Raw genomic sequence first — 18,164 nt, 5'->3', positions numbered from 1 at the left:
CACTACCCTTCAGGTTCCTGCGCCCACCGCACCCTGAAGGACGTCCCGTGAAGCATCGCCATCTCCTGCTCGCCCTCGCCATCGGCGCGGGCCTCGTCACCCTTGCCGCCTGCAAGAAGGACGAACCGGCCTCCGATTCGGCCGTCACGCCTGCCGCGCCCAAGGGCGAGACCGCGGACCAGTTCATCGCGCGCGTCAACGACGAGTTTAAGAAGATGTATCCGGAGATGACCGCCGCGCAGTGGCTGTCCAGCACCTACATCAACGACGACAGCCAGCTGCTGGCCGCCAAGGGCAACGAGCGCTACCTGACCCAGCTCAACAGCTGGATCGAGCAGGCCAAGAAATTCGAAGGCCAGCAGATGTCGCCCGAGACCGCGCGCGCCATCCAGCTGCTGAAGCTGGCCACGGCGATGCCGGCGCCGAAGGATCCGGCCAAGCTGGCCGAACTCACCCAGATCGCCACCCGGATGGAAGGCACCTACGGTGCCGGCACCTACTGCACCGGCGAAGGCGACGCCAAGAAGTGCCGCCAGCTGGGCGAACTGGAAGACGTCCTGCGCAGCAGCCGCGACTACGACGCGCAGCTGGACGCGTGGCAGGGCTGGCACACCATCGCCCAGCCGATGCGCAAGGACTACACGCGCTTCGTCGAGCTGGTGAACGAGGGCTCCAAGGAAATGGGCTTCGCCGACACCGGCGAGATGTGGCGCAGCGGCTACGACATGACCCCGGCCGAGATCGCCGCCGAGACCGACCGCCTGTGGGGCCAGGTCAAGCCGCTGTACGAGCAGCTGCACTGCTACACCCGCACCAAGCTGCAGGCCACCTACGGGGTTGAAAAAGGCCAGGTCAACGGCCTGCTGCCTGCGCACCTGATGGGCAACATGTGGCAGCAGGACTGGGGCAACCTGTGGGACATGCTGGAGCCGTACAAGGGCGCCGGCAGCCTGGACATCACCGGCGCGCTGGAGAAGCAGTACCAGGCCGACTACCAGGCGGCGCTGGCCAAGGCAGGTCCGGGCCCGGGCACGGACAAGCTGTTCCAGGCCGAGCGCGAAGCGCAGCTGCAGGTCGCCAAGCAGATGACCGAGCGCGCCCAGGACTTCTACACCAGCCTGGGCATGCCCAAGCTACCCGAGAGCTACTGGACCAAGACCCAGTTCATCAAGCCGATGGACCGCGACGTGGTCTGCCACGCCAGCGCGTGGGACATGAACATGAGCGGCGACGTGCGCACCAAGATGTGCATCAAGCCCAACGAAGAAGACTTCACCACCATCTACCACGAGCTGGGCCACGTCTATTACTACCTGGCCTACAACAAGCTGCCGCCGCTGTTCCAGACCGGCGCACACGATGGCTTCCACGAGGCCATCGGCGACACGATGGTGCTGGCGATGACGCCGGACTACCTGAAGTCGATCGGCATGGTCGGCGAACAGCAGCAGAGCAACGAGGCGCTGATCAATGCGCAGATGCGCATGGCGCTGGCGAAGGTGTCGTTCATGCCGTTCGGCCTGATGATCGATCGCTGGCGCTGGGGTGTGTTCGACGGCAGCATCAAGCCGGCCGACTACAACAAGGCCTGGTGGGAGCTGAAGGCCAAGTACCAGGGCGTGGCACCGGCCACCGCGCGTGGCGAGGACTTCTTCGATCCGGGCGCGAAGTACCACGTGCCGGGCAACACGCCGTACACGCGCTACTTCCTCTCGCATGTGCTGCAGTTCCAGTTCTACAAGGGCCTCTGCGACGCGGCCGGCTACAAGGGCCCGCTGTACAACTGCAGCTTCTACGGCAACAAGGCGGCGGGCCAGAAGTTCTGGGCGATGCTCGAGAAGGGCGCCAGCCAGCCGTGGCAGGCCACGCTGAAGGAGCTCACCGGCGGCGAGAAGATGGATGCCGGCGCGGTGCTGGAGTACTTCGCGCCGCTGCAGGACTGGCTGAAGCAGCAGAACGAAGGCCAGACCTGCGGATGGCCGGCGGCCGCACCCGTGGCGGCCGCGGCGCCCGCCAAACCGTAAGCCCCGTACACGGGCGGACCGTCGTCGGTCCGCCCGTTCCCGCTCCACGCTCCGACACGGAGGTCTGAAGAATGATGCGATCGAACACCCTGCGATGCCTGGCCAGCCTGATGCTGGTCGCTACGCCCTTCGCGGCCAGCGCCGCGGTGACCCAGGTTGCCGGCGAACCCAGCCGCACGCCGGCGCAGGCGGCACCTGCCTGGAAGCTGGCGCAGTTCCCGGCGCGCGACATCACCCGGCAAGGCTATCGGGAACTGGCGATCCGGCGGCTGGCGGAACTGGAGAACCACAATGCCAGCCAGCGCATCAAGGCCACGCAGATCGGCGTCGGGCGCACCCTCGCCCACGAAGGCATCGAACGCGCCACGCCTGCACTGCGCTGGGTGGCGTTGAAATCCGGCGGGGCGGTCGCGCGCCTGCAGGTCGGCTCGCCCGATGCGATGGGCCTGCGCGTGGGTCTGCGGGTCGACCGCCTGCACCCGCACGTCGAACTCCGCTTCGCCGGCTCCGACGAGCCTGCCCGTGTCGTCGCCAAGATCACGGCGGCCGAGGCGCTCGCGCTCGCCGACGAGGGGGGCGTTTACTGGACGCCGGCGACCGACGGCGCCACGCAGGTCATCGAGGTCTACCGTCCGGCCCACGTGACGGTCACACAGGCACGCCTGCAGGCGCCGCAGGTGTCGCACCTGCTGGCCAACAGCCGCAACGATTTCAAGATCGTGGAGAAGGTCGGCGAATCGGCTGCCTGCAACATCAACGCGGTCTGCCGCGTCGACCAGCTGGGGCCGGCCTATGTCCAGGCGAAGAACGCCGTGGCCCATATGGTCTTTGTGGACGGCGGCAAGAGCTACATCTGCACCGGAACGCTGCTCAACGACACCACGGCGTCCACTCAGGTGCCGTACTTCTACAGCGCTGCGCACTGCATCGACAGTCAGACCGTCGCCAATACCCTCAACACCTACTGGGGTTACGAGAACACCGGCTGCGCCACCAGCGACGCCCGCAAGACGAATCCCCTGACGGGCGGCGCCGATATCCTGTTCGTCGACACCAATGTCGATGCGTTGCTCCTGCGCCTGAAGAACCCCGCGCCGGCCGGCGCGACGTTCGCGGGCTGGGACGCCAGCACGCTGGCGCCGAATGCGGATGTGATCGCCATACATCATCCTTCGGGCGACGCGAAGAAATACTCGCGTGGGCAGCACGTCGCAGACACCTACGCGGAACAGTTCACGGTCGGCTGGCTGGAAGGCACAACCGAAGGCGGCAGCAGCGGCTCGGGACTGTTCACCCGCTACGCCGACAACAGCTACCGGCTGCGGGGCGGTCTGTACGGCGGCAATGCCTCGTGCGCCAACACGGGCAACATCGCCAATACCGCGAACCGCGACCATTACTCGCGGCTTGACCTGGTCTTCCCCCAGATCAAGCAATGGATCGCCGCCGATCCCGTCCGCGAGAACAGCTCGCAACCATTGGTGCGCAACGCAGGCGCTACGGCAGGCGCCACGGTACAGACCCAGGGCGCGCGCGTCGCTGCGACACCCGATACCCCTGCCACATCGCCTGCGCGCCCCGCTGCGCCGCGCAGGGCCGCACCGCTCCGCACGACCCAGCGCGAACGCTGAGCCCGGTGAGACGACCTCCTGCGAAAGGCCGGCATACGCCGGCCTTTTTCTTTCCCCACGGAGACTTCATCCGGTCCACACCGGCCGACCCGACGCTGGAAACCCGCCCCACGAGGTTTCCCCCATGCCCACCGTCCTGACCCACGCCCTGCTCCCCGTCGCCGCCGGCATCGCGCTGGGGCGCTCGCGCGTCCCGCCGCGCCTGGTCGCCGCCGGCATGGCGGCCGCGATGCTGCCCGATGCCGACGTCGCGATGTTCGCCCTGGGCATCGACTACGCGCATGCCTTCGGTCATCGGGGCGCGAGCCATTCGCTGGTCTTCGCGCTGGCGTGCGGTCTGCTGGCCGCCTGTTTCGCGCGGATACTGAAAGCGCCGCCCCTCACCGCGCTACTGTTCGTCGCCCTGTCCGCCGTCTCCCACCCGGTGCTGGACATGCTGACCGACGGGGGCCTGGGTGTCGCGCTGCTCTGGCCCTGGTCCGACACCCGTCATTTCGCGCCCTGGCGGGTGATCGACGTGTCGCCGTTCGCGAACCGCTTCTTCAGCGCGCGCGGCGTGGAGGTGCTGCTGTCGGAACTGCGCTGGGTATGGATGCCGACACTCTCGCTGGCCGCTATGGCGGCGTGGCGCCGTTGCAGGAGCGACGTCAGTCGCGACCGCGCGGCGGGAGTGATCGAGAAGGGCTGAAGCACGCAGGACGACCGCCAGGCTGCAAGTCGCCCCTGTTCCCAGCCCGGACAGGCTGCGGTCGCGACTGACGTCGCTCCTACAGAGAGGTGTATGGCGTCAATTCACGTCCGGCGCAGGTTCCGGCTTGTTCGCCTTCATCTGCTCGGCCATCTGCTGTTCGAACTGCTCCAGCGTCAGCCCCTGCGCGGCCGCCTCGATCACGGCGGTATCGCGCAGTTCGTCCGAGTACACCAGGCGCACGGGGTTGCCCTGCGCCTCGTGCAGGGCCGCGGCCTGCTTGATCATCGCCAGCACTTCCGCCGCGCTGTCGGAACTGCCGGCGATGCGGCCGTCCATGCCCAGCACCCACACGCCCGCCTGGCGGACGATGCCGGCCAGCAGGTCGCCCTGCGGATTGCGCAGCTCGGCATGCGGCTCGATCGCCGGTGCGTTGGCGCGCGCCACGTTGCGCTCCTTCGTCGCCTTGCGCTTCTTCGCTTCGCGTCGAGCCTTGGACTGGATGGACATGGGAATCTCGCTAAGCGTCAGAGTTGATCGGTGGGTTGCAGCGCCACGGGTTCGCGGGGGCAGACCGGCTGGCGGCGGCTGGCAAGCGCCTCCCATTGCCACATCAGCCAACCGAGCAGCACGAAACCGGCCATGCCCAGCGCCAGGTGCAGGCCATGATGGCTCAGCAGCGGCGACAGCAGGCCGGCGATGAGCGCGTTCACCATCAGGTTGCTGAAGGCCTGCAGCGAAGACGCCGCGCCGCGCTGGCGCGGATACATGTCCAGGATGGCCAGGGTCAGGATCGGGAACACCAGCGCCACGCCCAGCGCCGCCAGCATCATCGGCAGCACCGCCCAGGGCACCCGGATGTCCGCGCCCGCCCAGGCGTTGTAGCCCACGTTCGCCACCATCGCCAGCGCCATGCAGGCATAGCCGATCTTCACCAGGCGCGCCCCTTCCACGCGACCGGCGGCGCGGCCCGACAGGAACGCGCCCAGCACCATGCCGCCGATGGTCGGCAGGAACAGCCACGCGAACTGCTGCTCGTTGAGGTGCAGCAGGTCCATCACGAACGCAGGCGCGGACGCGATGTACAGGAACAGCCCGCCGAAACTCAGCGAACCGGCCAGCGCCAGGCGCAGGAAGCGCCGGTTGCGCACGATGCCCACGTAGTCGCGCAGCAGGTGGCGCGGCGACACCTTCAGGCGCACTTCGGCCGGATGCGTCTCCGGCAGCCATACGGCCACCGCGACCAGCAACAGCAGCGAGAACGCGGCCAGGAACCAGAAGATGGTCGGCCAAGCGCTCCAGCCCAGGATCCAGCCACCGACGATGGGGGCGATGGCCGGCGCAATGCCGAAGATCATCGATACCTGGCTCATCAGCCGCTGCGCGTCGTCCCCGTGGCGGGCATCGCGGATCACCGCGCGGCCGACGATAAAGCCCACGCCCGCCGACAGGCCCTGCAGGGCGCGGAACAGCAGCAGCGTGCCCATGTCGGTGGCCAGCGCGCAGCCCACCGACGCCAGCAGGAACACGAACAGCCCGCCCAGGATCACCCGCCGGCGGCCGAACGTGTCCGACAGCGGCCCGTGTACCAGGCTCATCAACGCGTAGGTCAACAGGTAGGCGCTGATGGTCTGCTGCATCGCCACCTTGTCCGCGCCCAGCTGCGCGCCCATGGCCGGGAAGGCCGGGAAGATGGTGTCGATGGAGAACGGACCGAACATCGCCAGCCCGCCCAGCAGCAGGGCCAGGCGGCGGTTGGAGATGGCGTGGGGGGCACTCATTGCGGGGGGACGCTCCGGACGGGCGCGGCGGTTCTCCATGAACAGGTCGCGCCGGGCGGCACATGGTACGCCGAAACCGCCGGCGGACCCGCCCGCAGGCTATAATCCGCCGGCAACACCGGTGGGAGAAGCCCGTCGCCCGCGACCGGCTGCCGAAGGCGCAAACGCCCGTAATCGCTCAGGCCCGATACCACCACTGCAACGACACTCTGGAGAGACCGGCCGCCTCGCGGCAGCGCCGGCGCCGAAGGGGCACGAAGCACGCGACCTCCTCGTCGGCGCGCTTCCAAACTCTCAGGCAAAAGGACAGAGGGGCATCCCACGTGCGGTTTCCGCGCGCCCGGTTCCATTGCCCTTCCCGGATGCCTCCCATGTCGAACACCCCCTCCCTGCGCGAGCTCGAGCACCACGGCGCGTTCCTCGAACGCCACATCGGCCCCAACGACGCCGAGATCGCGCACATGCTGCGCGTCGTCGGCCACGACTCGCTGGACGCGATGACGGACGCCATCGTGCCGGCCAGCATCAAGTCCGCGCAGCCGCTGGCCCTGCCCGCCCCGATCAACGAAGAAGAAGCACTGGCCAAGATCCGCGCCGTCGCCGACCGCAACCAGGTCTTCCGCAGCTTCATCGGCCAGGGCTATTACGGCACCCACACGCCGAAGGTCATCCTGCGCAACATCCTGGAAAACCCCGCCTGGTACACGGCCTACACGCCCTATCAGGCGGAGATCTCGCAGGGCCGCATGGAAGCGCTGATCAACTTCCAGACCATGGTGGCCGACCTCACCGGCATGGAGATCGCCAACGCCTCGCTGCTGGACGAAGCCACCGCCGCCGCCGAGGCGATGACGCTGGCCAAGCGTTCGGCCAAGTCGAAGTCCAACACCTTCCTGGTCGCCGGCGACACCCATCCGCAGACGCTGGAAGTGCTGGCCACCCGCGCCGAGCCGCTGGGCATCACCGTCGACGTGGTGCGCTCCACCGACGCCTTCCACCAGAAGCTCGCCGCCGGCGACTACTTCGGCGTGCTGGTGCAGTACCCCGCCTCCAGTGGCTGGGTCGAAGAGTGGTCGAAGGACGCCGACACCATCCAGGCGCACAACGCGCTGTTCGTCGTCGCCACCGACCTGCTGGCGCTGACCCTGCTGAAGCCGCCGGGCGAGATGGGCGCCGACATCGTGATCGGCAACTCGCAGCGCTTCGGCGTACCGTTCGGTTTCGGCGGCCCGCACGCCGCCTTCATGGCCTGCCGCGACGCCTACAAGCGCAGCATGCCCGGCCGCCTGATCGGCGTGTCGGTCGACGCCGAAGGCAAGGCCGCCTACCGCCTAACGCTGCAGACGCGCGAACAGCACATCCGCCGCGAGAAGGCCACCTCCAACATCTGCACCGCGCAGGTGCTGCTGGCCGTGATGGCCAGCATGTACGCCGTCTACCACGGCCCGGACGGGCTGAAGCGCATCGCCGGCCGCGTCGCCCGCCTGACCGCCATCCTGGCCGAGGGCCTGCGCACGCTGGGCTACCCGGCCGTGCATGCCAGCGCGTTCGACACCCTGTGCATCGAACCGGGCGACGCCCGCGACGCCATCCTGGCCCGCGCCCACGCCGCCCGCCTCAACCTGCGCGTGCGCGGCAACGGCTCGCTGTGCATTTCGCTGGACGAGACCACCACCCGCGCCGACATCGAAACGCTGTGGGGCGTGTTCGCCGGCGAAGGCGCGACGCTGCCGTCGGTCGATGCGCTGGACGCCAGCGCGCCGTCGCTGATCCCGCAGGCTCTGCGCCGCACCAGCGATTTCATGACCCATCCGGTCTTCAACACGCACCACAGCGAGCACGAACTGCTGCGCTACATGCGTGCGCTGGCCGACAAGGACCTGGCGATGGATCGCACCATGATCCCGCTGGGCAGCTGCACCATGAAGCTCAACGCCACCGCCGAGATGATCCCGGTCACGTGGCCGGAATTCGGCAACCTCCATCCGCTCGCACCGGCCGAACAGGCCGCCGGCTACCGTCAGCTCATCGACGAACTGGAAGCCATGCTGGTGGAGTGCACCGGCTATGACGCCGTCAGCCTGCAGCCCAACTCCGGCGCGCAGGGCGAGTACGCCGGCCTGCTGGCGATCCGTGCCTACCACCGGGCACGCGGCGAAGGCCACCGCGACATCTGCCTGATCCCCGAATCCGCGCACGGCACCAACCCGGCCAGCGCGCAGATGTGCGGCATGACCGTGGTGGTCACCAAGTGCGATGCCAACGGCAACGTCGATGTCGAGGACATCCGCCGCGCCGCCGAGAAGTACAGCGATCGCCTGGCCGCGATCATGATCACCTACCCGTCCACGCATGGCGTGTTCGAGGAAGACGTGGTGGCCATCTGCGACATCGTCCACCAGCACGGCGGCCAGGTGTACACCGACGGCGCCAACATGAACGCCCTGGTCGGGGTGGCCAAGCCCGGCAAGTGGGGGTCGGACGTGTCGCACCTCAACCTGCACAAGACCTTCTGCATCCCGCACGGCGGCGGCGGTCCTGGCGTGGGTCCGTGCGCGGTGAAGGCGCACCTGGCCCCGTACCTGCCGAAGACCTTCGGCGGCGAAGGCGGCGTGGGCATGGTCAGCGCCGCCAGCTTCGGCAGCGCCAGCATCCTGCCGATCAGCTGGATGTACATCACCCTGATGGGCTCGACCGGCCTGCGCCGGGCCACCCAGGTGGCGCTGCTCAACGCCAACTACATCGCCAAGCGCCTGGAGCCGCACTACGACACGCTCTACACCGGCCGCAACGGGTTGGTGGCGCATGAGTGCATCCTCGATCTGCGCCCGCTCAAGGACCGTACCGGCATCAGCGCCGAGGACGTGGCCAAGCGCCTGATCGACTTCGGCTTCCACGCGCCCACGCTGAGCTTCCCGGTGGCCGGCACGCTGATGGTCGAGCCGACCGAAAGCGAATCGCTGCACGAGCTGGACCGCTTCATCGACGCGATGATCGAGATCCGCGAAGAAATCCGCGCGGTAGAGGACGGCCGCCTGGACCGCGAGGACAACCCGCTGAAGAACGCGCCGCACACCGCCACGATGGTGATGGCCAGCGAGTGGACCCACGCCTATCCGCGCGAACTGGCCGCGTTCCCGCTGGCCACGCTGAAACTGCAGAAGTACTGGCCGCCGGTCGCGCGCGTGGACAACGTCTACGGCGACAAGAACGTCATGTGCGCCTGCATCCCGGTGGATGCGTACAAGGAAGACGTGGAGGCGTAAGCCGCCACGGTTTCACGGGAGAAGGCCCCGCACTGCGGGGCCTTCTGCGTTTGCAGCTTGCCCGCCGCGCCCAGAAGTGACTTCTGGCAGCACTCGAAGTGACTTGCGACCCTGCCGTTCCGCCGGCCGCGTCGGCTAGCCTGCCGTTCCTGTCTTCTCTCGGGATGCGTCATGCGCCCTGTCCTCTTTTCCTGCGCCATGCTCGTTGCCGTTCTGCTGCCGAGCGAAGCCCGTTCGGCCGATGCACCTGCCTGCCATGCCGGCGCCTACCGCCTCCTCGATGGCAACGTGGTGGGGATCGATCGCCTCAGCGAACCTGCCCAACTGCGCTGGCGGCGCGTGGATGGCACCACCGGCCTGCTGTCGCCCGCGGACGGTGCATGGCGCAGCACGACGGGCTGGACCAGCCGGCCCGACGGCAAGGTCGTGCGCTTCGGCGAGTGCGCGGATGCCCGCATCACCTTCGATGGGCAGGCAGGCTCGAAGATCGCCTTCGACATCACCGAAACGCGTTTCGCCGGCAAGGGCGAACAGTTGCGTGGCCGGCTGGTGCTGCCACAAGGCGATCGCCCCGTGCCGATCGCGGTCATCGTGCACGGGTCGGAGGACTACTCCGGCGTCGACTTGTACGCGGCGCAACATATGTTTCCTGCGCAGGGCGTGGGTGTGTTCGTCTACGACAAACGCGGCACCGGGCAGTCCACCGGCACCTACACGCAGCACTTCCATCTGCTGTCCGACGATGCCGTCGCTGCCCTGCACGAAGCCCGTCGCCTGGCGGGGCCGCGCGCGGCGCGCATCGGCTTCCTGGGTGGCAGCCAGGCGGGTTGGGTCGCGCCGCTGGCGGCCAGCAAGACCGACCATGCCGCCTTCGTGGTGGTGGGCTATGGCATGGCGGACAGCCCGCTGGCCGAGGACCGCGACCAGGTGATGCTGGACCTGCGCCGCGCCGGGTACGGCGAGGAGGTGATGGCCAAGGCGCGCGAGATCACCGAAGCCACCGCGGCCGTCGTGGCCTCGCGCCGCGAGGCCGACTGGGAGCGTCTGGAAGTCCTTCGCCGCCGCTACGGGGGCGAGCCCTGGTACCCGGCGATCAGGGGCGAGTTCAGTGGACTGTTGCTGCAGCATACGCGGGAACAGATCGAAGCCACCGCCGCACAGCACGACAAGGGCACCACGTGGAATTACGACACGATGCCGGTACTGCGGGCGCTGCGCATCCCGCAGTTGTGGATACTGGCCGGTGCGGATCGCGAAGCGCCTCCCGAGGAAACCCTGCGGCGTCTCGTGGCGTTGGGGGAAGCAGGCCACCCGATCACCACCGTGGTGTTCCCCGGCACGGACCACGGGATCCGCGAATTCGAGACCGGCGACGACGACACCCGCACGTACACCCGTATCGCCGACGGCTACCAGCGCATGCAGGTCGACTGGATCCTCACCGGTACGCTTCCGCATGCACCTTACGGGCGCGCCCAGGTGGTTGCGCAGCCTGGGCGCTGAGGCAACGGGCGGCGCCCAGGCGGATAAAGGCGTCGAGGCGTCGGCCGGCATGTCCCGGCACGTCAGTGTCCGCAAGCGCCGCTCCCCTTTCCCCGCGTCAGCGGGGAAAGGATGTTTCAGAACTCCACCTTCACCGAAGGCGCACTGCGCCTGGCCTCGCCGTGGTACACCGCCTCGATGTTGTTGCCATCCGGGTCCAGCACGAACGCGCCGTAGTAGCCGGGGTGGTAGGGACGCAGTCCCGGCGCGCCGTTGTCCTTGCCGCCATGCGCCAGCGCGACAGCATGGAAGCGGTCCACCATCGCGCGATCCTGCGCCTGGAACGCCAGGTGGTGGCGACCGGTCAGCTCGCCGTGCGCGGCTTGGCTGTCGGCGGTGGAGACGAACAACTCGTCGGCCCAGAAGTAGTCGTCGGACTCGCCACCCATCGGCACGCCCAGTACGTCGAACACGGCGCGGTAGAAGGTCCTGCTGGCCTCCAGGTCGCGCACGACCAGCTGGATGTGGTCGATCAGGCGGCCACGGTGCAGTTCGTTCGTTTCCATTGCGTCATCTCCCAAGGACAAGGCGACAGTAGTGCCACCAGATGCGGACAGCCAGTGTCCGCGACCGCCCGTCGGGCCGGCGTCAACGTCTCCTAACGCGGCCTCCACGCGGCCATGCCGATGATGAAGCGAGCCACCCCCGAGTGGCCCCACGTCGTCCAGGAGACCCCCGATGGCTGCGCGCAAATCCCCCGCGAAATCCTCCCCCCGCCCCCGTGCCGACAACGCAGCGCGCGGCGCCGGCGGTGAACTCCATTTCAGCGCCGGCGGCAAGCATCCGCCGCTGACCACCAACCAGGGCATCCCGGTCAGCGACAACCAGAATTCGCTACGCGCGCACGACCGCGGGCCGACGCTGCTGGAAGACTTCATCCTGCGGGAGAAGATCACCCACTTCGACCACGAGCGCATTCCCGAGCGTATCGTGCATGCGCGCGGCACCGGTGCGCACGGCTACTTCGAGCTGACCAGGTCGCTGAAGAAGTACACCACCGCGCGCGTGCTGAGCGAGACCGGCGTGCGCACGCCGGTGTTCTGCCGCTTCTCCACCGTGGCCGGCGGCGCGGGCTCGGTCGACACGCCGCGCGACGTGCGCGGGTTCGCGGTGAAGTTCTACACGCAGGAGGGCAACTGGGACCTGGTGGGCAACAACATCCCGGTGTTCTTCATCCAGGATGCGATGAAGTTCCCGGACCTGGTGCATTCGGTGAAGATGGAACCGGACCGTGCCTTCCCGCAGGCTGCCAGCGCGCACGACACGTTCTGGGACTTCATTTCGCTCACGCCCGAATCGATGCACATGATCATGTGGGCGATGAGCGACCGCACGATCCCGCGTTCGCTGCGGATGATGGAGGGCTTCGGCGTGCACAGCTTCCGGCTGCTGGGCGCCAAGGGCAACAGCACCTTCGTCAAGTTCCACTGGCGGCCCAAGCTCGGCATCCAGTCCACCGTGTGGGACGAAGCCGTGAAACTGCAGGCGGCCGACAACGACTTCCACCGCCGCGACCTGTTCGAGGCCATCCAGAAGGGCGATTTCCCCGAGTGGGAGCTGGCGGTGCAACTGTTCACCGAAGAACAGGCCGACGCCTTCCCGTTCGATCACCTCGATCCCACCAAGCTGATCCCCGAAGAGCTTGTGCCGCTGACGGTGATCGGGCGCATGGTGCTGGACCGCTGGCCGGACAATTTCTTCGCCGAAACCGAACAGGTCGCCTACTGCCCGGCCAACATCGTGCCCGGCATCGACTTCAGCAACGATCCGCTGCTGCAGGGCCGGCTGTTCTCCTACCTGGACACGCAGCTGTCGCGTCTGGGTGGACCCAACTTCCACCAGATCCCGGTGAACGCGCCGAAGTGCCCCTTCGCCAACCTGCAGCGCGACGGCCACATGCAGATGCAGGTGCCCAAGGGCCGCGTGAACTACGAGCCCAGCAGCCTGCAGTCCGACACACCGCGCGAGACGCCCGCCGGTTTCCGCAGCCATGCCACGCAGGCCGACGGCCGCAAGGGACGCATGCGGCCGGCGAGCTTCGCCGACCACTACAGCCAGGCACGGCTGTTCTTCCGCAGCCAGACCGCGCCGGAGCAGGCGCACATGGCGGGCGCGCTGGTGTTCGAACTGTCGAAGGTGGAAACCCCGCACGTGCGCGAAGCCATCGTCGGCCACCTGCGCCATATCGATGCGGACCTGGCCAAGCGCGTCGCCGATGGCCTGGGCCTGGAGGCACTGCCGCCCGCACCGCCGACCACGGTGAAGCCCCAGGACATGCCGCCGTCGCCCGCGCTGCAGATCATCGGCAAGATGAAGCCCACGCTGCAGGGCCGCTGCGTGGGCATCCTGGTCGACGATGGCTCGGATGCCGCCGCGATCGCCGCGCTGCGCAAGGCGGCGGAAGCCGAGGGCGCGCAGGTCAAGATCGTCGCGCCGAAGATCGGCGGCGCGAAGCTGGGCAACGGCAAGCGCCTGCCGGCGGACGGTCAGCTGGCGGGCACGCCGTCGGTAGTGTTCGATGCGGTGGCCCTGGTGCTGTCGGACGCGGCCGGCAAGGCGCTGGCGTCGGAGGCGGCCGCGGTCGACTGGGTGCGCGATGCGTTCGGCCACCTGAAGGCCATCGCGCACGACGACGGCGCGTCCGCCGTCATCCAGGCCGCCGGTATCGGCAAGGATGCCGGTGTGGTGAAGGCGTCGGAAACGGCCGCCTTCATCAAGACCGCACGCACCCGCCAGTTCGCGCGCGAACCCAAGGTGCGCACCCTGCCCTGATCGATGTCGCATCCCCGCCCTTCGCCAGGAAACCACCGCATGCCCGAGACCCTCTACGACGCCCTGCGCGAAAGCCATGAAACCCAGCGCTCGCTGTGCCGCCGCCTGCTGCGCTCCAGGCCCGGCACGCGCGAGCGGCTGGACCTGTTCACCGCGCTGCGCATCGAGCTGGCGGCGCATGCGGCCGCCGAGGAACGCTTCCTCTACGTCCCGATCCTCATGGACGACCGGGGGCTGAACTCCTCGCGGCACGCCCTGCACGAGCACCATCAGATCGACGAACTGGTGGAAGACCTGCAGTCGCTCGATCCCCGCCACGCCGCCTGGCAGAAGAAGGCGCGCGAACTCTCGCAGAAGGTGCACCACCATCTGCGCGAGGAGGAGAAGAAGTTCTTCCAGGTCTCCGGTAGGATCCTGACGGCGGCGAAGAAGACCCAGCTCGCACGCCAGTACCGTCGCGACCATGCCCGCATGCGCAGGGAACTGGAAGCGCAGTAATCCGGCCCGCGACGGCGGCCGCGCCACACGGTAGGCTGCCGGCATGGACTCCCTGATCGCCGCCGCCGGACGCGCCCTGACTGCGGGCGACGTACTGGGCGCGCTCAAGCATGTGGGTTGGCGCGAAGATCCGGCAGCGCTGGCGCTGCGCGGCATCGCCATGGCCCAGCTCGGTGACTATCCGCGTGCGCGTGAACTGCTGAAGCGCGCCGCGCGCGGTTTTGGCCCGCGCGAGCGGCTGGCCCGCGCCCGCTGCGTGGTGGCCGAAGCGGAAGTGGCCCTGGCCCTGCGCGATTTCGCCCCCGCACCGCAGCGGCTGGAAGACGCCGCGCAGGCGCTGGCCGCACGTGGCGACCGCGCCAACGCCCGGCACGCGCAGTTGATCGCCCTGCGCCGGCACTTGTTGCTCGGCCGGCTGGACAACGCACGTAGCGCGCTGGACGCCCTCGACCTTGAAGGCGCGCCGGCCGCCCATCACGCCCTGGCTGCACTCGCCGCCACCGAGATCGCCCTGCGCTCGCTGCGCACGCACGATGCGCGCCTGGCGCTGCAGCGCGCATGGGCTGCCGCCACCAGGGCCGGCATTCCCGCGCTGTCCGCCGAGATCGCACAGGTCCAGGCCAGCCTGCAGCGTCCTGCCGCGCGCATCCTGCACGCCGGCCACGAACAGCCCGTCACGCTGGACGAGGTCGAAGCCCTGCTCGCCTCCGGCACGCTGGTCGTCGATGCCCTGCGCCACGCGGTGCGCGATGCGCACGGCGCGACCTCGCTCTCGCGTCGGCCCGTGCTGTTCGCGCTGCTGCGTGCGCTCGCCGCCGCGTGGCCGGGCGATGTCGACCGCAGCACGCTGATCGCGCGCGTGTTCCGCACGCGCCATCCCGACGAAACGCACCGCGCGCGCCTGCGCGTGGAGATCGGACGCCTGCGCCGCCTGCTGGCACCGTTCGCCGACCTCACCGCCAGCACGCACGGATTCCAGTTGTCGCCGCATGGCGGGCGCAACGTCGTGGTGCTGGCGCCCCCCGTCGATGGCGAACAGGGCGTGCTGCACGGGCTGCTGGCCGATGGCATGGCCTGGTCCACCTCCGCGCTGGCCCTGGCCACCGGCGACAGCCAGCGCTCGGTGCAGCGCGCGCTCGCCGACATGGAAGCCGCCGGCCAGGTGCGCGCGATCGGGCGTGCGCGCGCACGGCGCTGGGTAGCGCAGCCGCTCACCGGATTCACGACGATCTTGTTACTCCCCGCCTTGCCGTCGTCTGCGTAGATTGGCCCCGTTGCCCATCCAGGAGCCCGCCATGAACGACACACCGCGCCACGCAGTCAACGTCAGCCCTGTTGAAATCGCCCGCGAATACGGCCCCTTCGACACTAGCGAAGGCGTGGCCGGCGTCACCTACGACGGCCACCACATCTGGGCCGCCACCGGCGAGCGGCTGATCGCCGTCGATCCGGACAGCGGACAGATCGCGCGCAGCCTGCCGCGTGCGGCCGACGCCGGCACCGCCTTCGACGGCACTCACCTGTACCAGTTGGCCGAAGCGCGTATCGACAAGATCGATCCCGCCACCGGCGCCGTCCTCGCTTCGATTCCCGCCCCGGGCCAGGGCTGCGATTCGGGCATGGCCTGGGCCGACGGCAGCCTGTGGGTGGGCCAGTACCGCGAGCGCCGCATCGTGCAGATCGACCCGGCCACCGGCGCGGTGCTGCGCACGCTCGAATCCGACCGTTTCGTCACCGGCGTCAGCTGGGTCGACGGTGAGCTGTGGCATGGCACCTGGGAAGGCGACGACAGCGACCTGCGCCGCATCGACCCGGACGATGGTCGCGTGCTCGAACGGCTGGAACTGCCGGCCGGCGTCCACGTCAGCGGCCTGGAATCCGACGGCGGCGACCTGTTCTATTGCGGTGGCGGCCGCAGCGGCCTGGTGCGCGCCGTGCGCCGGCCCGCGCGCGCGGCCTGATCGCCCGCCGCTTCGCACTCCATCCATCCCTTGCATCTCCGATGCCCGACGGCATCGGCACGGGCGACGCATGCCCGCGTTCGCCCCACCTCCCCCGACCAGGAGCCAACCATGGACACCCTTGCACACGACACCCCGACCCTCGTTTCCCGCGATGCCTGGCGCGCCGCCCGCCTCGCCCTGCTCGCACGGGAAAAGGAACTCACCCGCCTGCACGACCAGATCGCCCGCGAACGTCGTGCCCTGCCCTGGGTACGGGTGGACACGCCCTACACCTTCGACACGCCGCAAGGCACGCGCTCACTGGCCGAACTGTTCGATGGCCGTCGCCAGCTGATGGTGCAGCACTTCATGTTCGCGCCCGGCTGGGAACAGGGCTGCAAGAGCTGCTCGTTCATGGCCGACCATCACGCGGGTGCCCTGTTCCACCTCGCCGAACGCGACCTGACCCTCGTTGCTGTCTCGCGCGCACCGCTGGCCGATATCGAGGCCTTCCGCCGGCGCATGGGCTGGACGTTCCCGTGGGTGTCTTCGTTCGGCACCTCGTTCAACCACGACTTCGGCGTCAACTTCAGCCAGGAGGAAATGTCGCGCGGCGCGGTGAACTACAACTACACGCGGCAGCCGTTCCCGCACGAGGAAGCCCCCGGCATCAGCGTGTTCGTGCGCGACGACGCCGGTCAGGTCTTCCACACCTACTCGCGCTATGGCCGCGGCGTGGAAGCGATGATGCACACCTACGCCCTGCTCGATCTGACCCCCTACGGCCGCAACGAAGACGCCCTAGACTATCCCATGGCCTGGGTGCGCCACCACGACCGCTACGACACGGCAGCGCCCGTCACGGCCGGCGGGTGCTGCGTGGCCAGGCCCTGAGGCCGCGTCGTCATGCCACTGCTGGATGCGTGGTGGCCATGGCTCGCCGTCGCCGGTCTCGGCGCGCTGCATGGCTTGAACCCGGCCAACGGCTGGCTGTTCGCCGCAGCGCGGGCTGCGCGATCCGGCGATGCGCGCGACGTGCGGCGCGCCCTGCTGCCCATCGCCCTCGGGCACGCCCTGTCGGTGGCGCTGGTCGTGGCGGTGGTGATGCAAGGCATAAGACTGCCGCAGCAGCACCTGCTCGCCCTGGCGGGGAGCGGCCTGCTGACCTTCGCGGCATGGAGACTCGTCGCGCGCCGATGCATCGCCACGCGCCACGCCGCGCCTCGATCACACGCGGGACTCGCCGCCTGGTCCTGTCTGATGGGCACTGCGCAGGGCAGCGGCCTGATGCTGCTGCCAGCGCTGTTGCCGCTGTGCATGACGGACGGACCCGCACGCGCCATCAGCGCCACCGGATCGCTCGCGTTGATGCTGGCCGCCGTCGTCCTGCACCTGCTGGCGATGCTGTGGGCGACGCAGATCGTCGCCGAGGCGCTGTGCCGTGCCACGGCATCGAGGGGCGCCTACGCCCTCGGTCCGGCATGGCCCCTGGCACTCGCTCTCACCGGCGCCTTGCTGTGGCTCATGCGCTGAACCGATCACCACGCAAGACAGCGCATGTTCATGCCAGCTTGTGACCCTGCGCGCAGTTCGCCGGCATGCGCTCGCACGCGTTGACGCGATCTTTGCGAGCACTGCGGAACACTGCACGCGTGGTCGGTGCCGCAGCAGCGGCCTGCCGGATCCAGGTGAACAGCCACGGCGACCACATGGGTACCGTTGTGCGAAGCCTTAGCTTCGTCCAGCTTGGCTGCAAGTGCGTCCCCGTCGAGGATCGCTGGCGCGGTACCCTCTTCGCGACGAATCGCTCTCTCCCGATAAAGCCCTTCTCCCTGCGCCGCGGGGAGAAAGTGGCCGAAGAGCCTGCCCCGTACCTGATTCGGGGCCGGATGAGGGGCGAGCGCGGTGCATGCAGCCGCACCCACCTCCCATTCGCGGCGTTGGCCATACTCCCTCCACTCTCTCGCACGGGCTCCGTCGCCCCTCACCCGCCGTTGGCACCCTCTCCCCGCGATGCGG

The 18,164-nt window shown here is 68.8% G+C and carries 14 protein-coding genes and 1 riboswitch; of the genes, 11 read left to right on the top strand and 3 right to left on the bottom strand.

Annotation, left to right across the window (positions count from 1 at the left end; all coding sequences use genetic code 11):
• The first annotated feature begins 47 nt into the window (after positions 1-47).
• The 3 genes from IAE60_RS09735 (at position 48) to IAE60_RS09725 (ending at position 4,343) form a co-directional block, all read left to right on the top strand.
• Complete coding sequence (locus IAE60_RS09735; protein ID WP_187572101.1) at positions 48-2,024, top strand: M2 family metallopeptidase; 1,977 nt, start codon at positions 48-50, stop codon at positions 2,022-2,024.
• 71 nt (positions 2,025-2,095) lie between these two features.
• The gene (locus IAE60_RS09730) at positions 2,096-3,655 is read left to right on the top strand and encodes a trypsin-like serine peptidase (RefSeq protein ID WP_162109969.1); all 1,560 of its coding nucleotides are present in this window, start codon (positions 2,096-2,098) and stop codon (positions 3,653-3,655) included.
• 124 nt (positions 3,656-3,779) lie between these two features.
• Entirely contained in the window at positions 3,780-4,343 is a 564-nt protein-coding gene (locus IAE60_RS09725; protein ID WP_162109968.1) for a metal-dependent hydrolase, read from the top strand.
• 99 nt (positions 4,344-4,442) lie between these two features.
• On the opposite strand, the gene IAE60_RS09720 is transcribed toward IAE60_RS09725, so the two are convergent.
• The gene (locus IAE60_RS09720; RefSeq protein ID WP_162109967.1) at positions 4,443-4,853 is read right to left on the bottom strand and encodes a hypothetical protein; all 411 of its coding nucleotides are present in this window, start codon (positions 4,851-4,853) and stop codon (positions 4,443-4,445) included.
• Positions 4,854-4,870: 17 nt separating this feature from the next.
• On the bottom strand, positions 4,871-6,124 hold the full coding sequence (locus tag IAE60_RS09715) for a multidrug effflux MFS transporter (protein ID WP_162109966.1): 1,254 nt from the start codon (positions 6,122-6,124) through the stop codon (positions 4,871-4,873).
• 199 nt (positions 6,125-6,323) lie between these two features.
• Positions 6,324-6,444: riboswitch (glycine riboswitch) on the top strand.
• A 42-nt stretch (positions 6,445-6,486) separates the two neighbouring features.
• Between IAE60_RS09715 and gcvP the strand changes: the two genes are divergently transcribed.
• The gene (gcvP, locus tag IAE60_RS09710; RefSeq protein ID WP_187572100.1) at positions 6,487-9,390 is read left to right on the top strand and encodes an aminomethyl-transferring glycine dehydrogenase; all 2,904 of its coding nucleotides are present in this window, start codon (positions 6,487-6,489) and stop codon (positions 9,388-9,390) included.
• A gap of 198 nt (positions 9,391-9,588) precedes the next feature.
• The gene (locus IAE60_RS09705) at positions 9,589-10,893 is read left to right on the top strand and encodes an alpha/beta hydrolase family protein (RefSeq protein ID WP_187572099.1); all 1,305 of its coding nucleotides are present in this window, start codon (positions 9,589-9,591) and stop codon (positions 10,891-10,893) included.
• A 116-nt stretch (positions 10,894-11,009) separates the two neighbouring features.
• Here the strand turns inward: IAE60_RS09705 and IAE60_RS09700 are convergent, their stop codons facing one another.
• A complete protein-coding gene (locus tag IAE60_RS09700; protein WP_162109963.1) occupies positions 11,010-11,438 on the bottom strand; it encodes a VOC family protein in 429 nt (142 codons plus the stop codon).
• Positions 11,439-11,610: 172 nt separating this feature from the next.
• On the opposite strand from IAE60_RS09700, the gene IAE60_RS09695 reads away from it, so the two are divergent.
• From IAE60_RS09695 to IAE60_RS09670, 6 genes are all read left to right on the top strand, one after another.
• Entirely contained in the window at positions 11,611-13,704 is a 2,094-nt protein-coding gene (locus IAE60_RS09695) for a catalase (RefSeq protein ID WP_187572098.1), read from the top strand.
• A 39-nt stretch (positions 13,705-13,743) separates the two neighbouring features.
• Entirely contained in the window at positions 13,744-14,202 is a 459-nt protein-coding gene (locus IAE60_RS09690) for a hemerythrin domain-containing protein (protein ID WP_162109961.1), read from the top strand.
• 43 nt (positions 14,203-14,245) lie between these two features.
• Positions 14,246-15,466 (top strand): helix-turn-helix domain-containing protein, encoded by a 1,221-nt coding sequence (locus IAE60_RS09685; protein ID WP_187572097.1) that lies wholly within the window; start codon positions 14,246-14,248, stop codon positions 15,464-15,466.
• Between the two features lie 31 nt (positions 15,467-15,497).
• Positions 15,498-16,163, top strand: a complete 666-nt coding sequence (locus tag IAE60_RS09680; RefSeq protein WP_187572096.1) for an NHL repeat-containing protein — start codon at positions 15,498-15,500, stop codon at positions 16,161-16,163.
• A 111-nt stretch (positions 16,164-16,274) separates the two neighbouring features.
• Positions 16,275-17,039 (top strand): DUF899 domain-containing protein, encoded by a 765-nt coding sequence (locus tag IAE60_RS09675; RefSeq protein WP_187572095.1) that lies wholly within the window; start codon positions 16,275-16,277, stop codon positions 17,037-17,039.
• A gap of 12 nt (positions 17,040-17,051) precedes the next feature.
• Complete coding sequence (locus tag IAE60_RS09670) at positions 17,052-17,678, top strand: hypothetical protein (protein ID WP_187572094.1); 627 nt, start codon at positions 17,052-17,054, stop codon at positions 17,676-17,678.
• Positions 17,679-18,164 lie beyond the last annotated feature (486 nt).

Origin of the sequence: Pseudoxanthomonas mexicana (genome assembly GCF_014397415.1) — a bacterium.
Taxonomy (GTDB): Bacteria; Pseudomonadota; Gammaproteobacteria; order Xanthomonadales; family Xanthomonadaceae; genus Pseudoxanthomonas_A; species Pseudoxanthomonas_A mexicana.
This window is presented reverse-complemented; position numbering and strand designations above follow the sequence as displayed.